This is a genomic window from Microcystis sp. LE19-84.1B, from assembly GCF_027531875.1.
Lineage (GTDB): Bacteria > Cyanobacteriota > Cyanobacteriia > Cyanobacteriales > Microcystaceae > Microcystis > Microcystis panniformis.
The window spans coordinates 1-4541 of sequence record NZ_JAPZSR010000163.1; the positions used below are offsets into that span (position 1 = coordinate 1).

At 39.4% G+C, this 4541-nt stretch carries 2 protein-coding genes; both read right to left on the reverse strand.

The features are described 5' to 3' along the window. Positions 1-1545: condensation domain-containing protein (locus O9324_RS09985; protein ID WP_288140103.1), on the reverse strand; the 1545-nt coding region annotated here is incomplete at its 3' end. After that, positions 1542-4541, reverse strand: a 3000-nt coding sequence (locus O9324_RS09990) for a non-ribosomal peptide synthetase (protein ID WP_288140104.1), incomplete at its 5' end; no start/stop codon positions are given. The genes O9324_RS09985 and O9324_RS09990, both read right to left, overlap by 4 nt.

Here is a 4541-nt window from a genome sequence, read left to right on the forward strand (position 1 = left end):
TTGCTCAGGTTTTACTCCTAAAGACTGCAAATAATGGGCTAATTGATTAGCTCGACAATTTAACTCATTATAAGTTAATTGTTGACCTGAATATACAACTGCTACCGCGTCGGGTGTCCGTTTTACCTGTTCTTCAAATAATTGATGAATACACTTATACTCAGGATAGTCAACTTGAGTATTATTCCACTCAATTAATAACTGATTAGTCTCACTTTCTGTCAGTAAGGGTAATTGACTAATTGCTTGTTCTGGATTAGCAATAATCCCAGTTAATAGGTTAACAAAATGCCCTGATAGTCGCTCAATTGTGCTTTGATCAAATAGATCTGTATTGTATTCCCAAATTGCAGTTAATCCAGCTTCTTTTACCTGTATAGATAAACTTAAGTCAAACTTAGCCGTCTTAAATTCCAAAGGCTGACGAGTGGCTTTTATTCCTTCTAAATCTATGCTATCTACAATTTCATTATCTAAGCCAAACATTACCTGAAACAAAGGAGTATAACTCATGTTTCTTTCAGGTTGTAGGGCCTCTACTAACATCTCAAAAGGTAAATCTTGATGGTCGTAAGCATCCGTTGCTGTTTCTCGTACCTGTTTTAATAACTCGCTAAAACTGGGATTTCCAGCTAAATCTGTTCTTAAGACTAAGGTATTGACAAAAAAGCCGATTAACCCAGCTAATTCACTACGAGTACGGTTAGCGATGGGAGTACCGACTAAAATATCTGTTTGTCCCGTGTAACGATAGAGTAGGGTCCCAAATGCGGTCAAGAGGGTCATAAATAAGGTGACACCTTTTTCCCGACTCAGCTTATTTAACCCTTGACTAAGTTCTGGAGAAAGGACACATTTTATCCTATCTCCCTGAAAACTTTGTTCTAGAGGACGGGGATAATCCGTAGGTAGATGTAATAAAGCGGGTGCGGCTGCTAACTGTTTTTGCCAGTAATTTAACTGTTTTTCTCGGATTTCTCCCTGTAGATATTCCCTTTGCCAAATGGCAAAATCTGCGTACTGGATTGGTAACTCTTGTAAAAGCGGTTCTAAACCTTTAGTATAGGCATTATAAAGGGTTGTCAATTCCTCAATAAATACCCCCATTGACCAACCATCAGAGACAATATGATGCAGACAAATTAACAAGAAATGTTCTGTGTCTGATAATTTCAGTAGGGTGGCCCTAATCAGGGAGTCATTGGCTAAATCAAAGGGTTGATGGCTGTGAATTTCTAGCCATTTTTTGATTTCCTGCTCTTCTCGATATTTTGGGCTGTCGTTACCATTGACAAGCGTTAATTGCCAATTACTTTCTGGTTTAATTACTTGTACAGGATTTCCCTCAACCGTGGCGAAATTTGTGCGGAGGGACTCATGGCGCTGAATAATTTCTTGTAGGCTTTTTTCGAGGACATCTACCTGGAGATTTCCTGCTAAATGCAAGGCCAAGGAAATATTATAAAAGGGACTGTTGGGTTCTAATTGATCTAAGAACCATAAACGCTGTTGGGCATAAGATAGGGGTAATTCTTCAAAATTCATTTTCTTTTTCTTGGTAAAATGGCTGGAACGATGGTATCGGATTTTTGCTGTTTTAACTGTTCAATCCCTTCGGCTAATTCTGCTAGTGTGGCCGAGTTGAATAACTGACGTAGAGGAAGTTCAACTTTCAAGCGATCGCGTATCTGTGCTACTAATTTAGTGGCTAGTAGGGAATGGCCTCCCAGTTCAAAGAAGTTATCATTTATACCCACTTTCTCGACTTTTAGCACTTCTGACCAAACAGTTACTAATATATCCTCAATTGGGTTACGCGGAGCAACATATTTGTCTGATGTTTCACTACTAGATTCTGGTGGCGGTAAAGCTCGACGATCTATCTTACCATTAGCAGTAAGGGGTAAGGCATCTAAAATAACGAAAGCATTAGGTATCATATAACCGGGTAATTTAGCTTTCAGAAATTGCCGTATTTCGTTAATGGTAATCGTTTTTTCCGATTGTGGCACAATGTAGGCCACAAGACGCTTATCTCCTGTTGTATCATCCCTCACTATTACTACTGTTTCCCAAATCTGGGGATGAGATGCTAATAATGCTTCGATTTCCCCCAACTCAATCCGAAAACCCCGAATCTTAACTTGATTGTCAATACGTCCTAAATATTCTAACTCTCCCTTGGGTAAATAACGGGCTAAATCTCCCGTTTTATACAATTTTGACGGCTCATTGCCCCCCTTATTAAGGGGGGTTGGGGGGATCACTTCATCCTTCTCAAAAGGACTAGAAATAAACCTTTCTGTTGTTAATTCAGGACGATTGAGATAACCTTTTGTTACTCCTGCACCCCCCACATACATCTCCCCAGGTACACCAACCGGTACAAGTTGTAAATGTTGGTCTAGTAAATATACCTTTAAGTCGGGAATGGGACGACCAATCACACTAGCTGTACTATCCAAGTCGGTCATACTTAATGGTCGATAGGTGACATGAACGGTAGTTTCTGTAATTCCGTACATATTAACTAATTGGGGGCATTGGTCGCCATGGCGCTGAAACCAAGGTTGTAAACTGTTAATTTCTAAAGCTTCTCCTCCAAAAATAACTAAACGTAAGCTTAAATCGTTATCTGTTGTCGATGAACGATCCCCCCTAACCCCCCTTGATAAGGGGGGAAAACTTCCTTTTAAGGATTCTTCAACTTGAATTAACTGACGAAAAGCGGTAGGGGTTTGATTGAGAATTGTAACTTTCTCTTGACATAGTAGCTGATAAAATGCTTCGGGAGAACGGGTCACTAAGTAGGGGACAACTACCAAGCGTCCACCATATAACAAAGCTCCCCACATTTCCCACACCGAAAAGTCAAAAGCGTAGGAATGAAATAGACTCCAGACATCTTGACCATTGAAATTATACCAAGCATCTGTAGCGGCAAATAATCGCACGACATTGGAGTGATTGACTAACACCCCTTTCGGTTTACCTGTGGAACCGGAAGTGTAGATAACATAAGCTAAGTTATCTGGAGTGACCCTGTTTTCTGGATTTGACTGGCTGTTTTCGGCGATTTTTTCCCAGTCGGTATCTAAGCAAATAATCGAAGCTTGATGTTGAGGTAGATTTTCTCCTAACTTTTGTTGCGTTAACAGTACCGATAATTGAGCATCTTCTAACATGAAGCTTAACCGTTCAATCGGATATTCAGGGTCAAGAGGAACATAAGCACCACCCGCTTTTAAGATTCCTAATAACCCGACTATCATCTCTAAGGAACGTTCAAGGGAAATGCCGACTAAAGTATCAGCTTTTACGCCTAATTTCCGCAAATAATGGGCTAATTGATTAGCTCGACAATTTAATTCATTGTAGGTTAATTGTTGCTCTGAATATACAACTGCTACCGCTTCGGGTGTGCGTTTTACCTGTTCTTCAAATAACTGATGAAGACACTTGTCAGTAGGATAATCTACCTCAGTATTATTCCAGTTGATTAGCAACTGTTGTTGTTCAACTTTAGTCAATAAAGGTAATTGAGAAATTTCCTCAATTGGATTAGTAATAATCCCCTCAAGCAAAGTCAGAAAATGACCGTTCATTCTTTCAATAGTCTCGCTATTAAATAGGTCAGTATTATATTCCCAAACCCCCATCAATCCCGTCTCTGTATTTTGCATTGATAGGGTTAAATCAAACTTAGCTATTTCACCTTCTAAGGGTAAAGAATCAATAGTTAAACCCGTTAACTCTATTTCAGATAGGGGAGTATTTTGAAGAACAAACATTACCTGAAATAGAGGAGTATGACTAAGATTTCTCTCTGTTTGTAAGGCTTCTACTAACATTTCAAATGGTAAATCTTGATGAGCATAAGCACCTAAAGACATTTCTCTCACTCTCATCAATAATTCCTGAAAACTAGGATTTTCTGAACAGTCAGTCCGCATTACTAAGGTGTTCACAAAAAAGCCGATTAAACTCTCTATTTCACGACGGTTACGATTAGCTATAGGTGTGCCTATTAAGATGTCTGATTGTCCTGTATAACGATAAAGTAATATTCCATAGGCTGCTAACAATGTCATAAACATTGTTACCCCTTGTTGCTGACTTAATTCTGTTAGCTTTTGGGTGAGTTCAAGGGATAGTTGAAACTCTTGATATGCCCCAGTAAATGTTTGGACTGCTGGACGAGGTTTATCTGTTGGTAAGGGTAAGAAAGTTGGTGCGTCTGCTAATTGTTTTTTCCAATAATTTAATTGGTTTTCTAAGACTTCTCCCTGCAGCCATTGTCTTTGCCAAAGGGTAAAATCTCCATACTGGATAGATAGGGGATTGAGAGGCGAAGATAAACCCTGAATATAGGCATTATAGAGGGCGGTTAGTTCCTGAAGAAATACCCCCATTGACCAGCCATCACTGACAATGTGGTGCATACAGACTAATAAGAGATGTTCCGTTTCAGATAACACCAATAAAGTGATTCTGATTAAGGGTTCACCAGCTAAGTCAAAGGGTTGAATCGCTTGATTTTT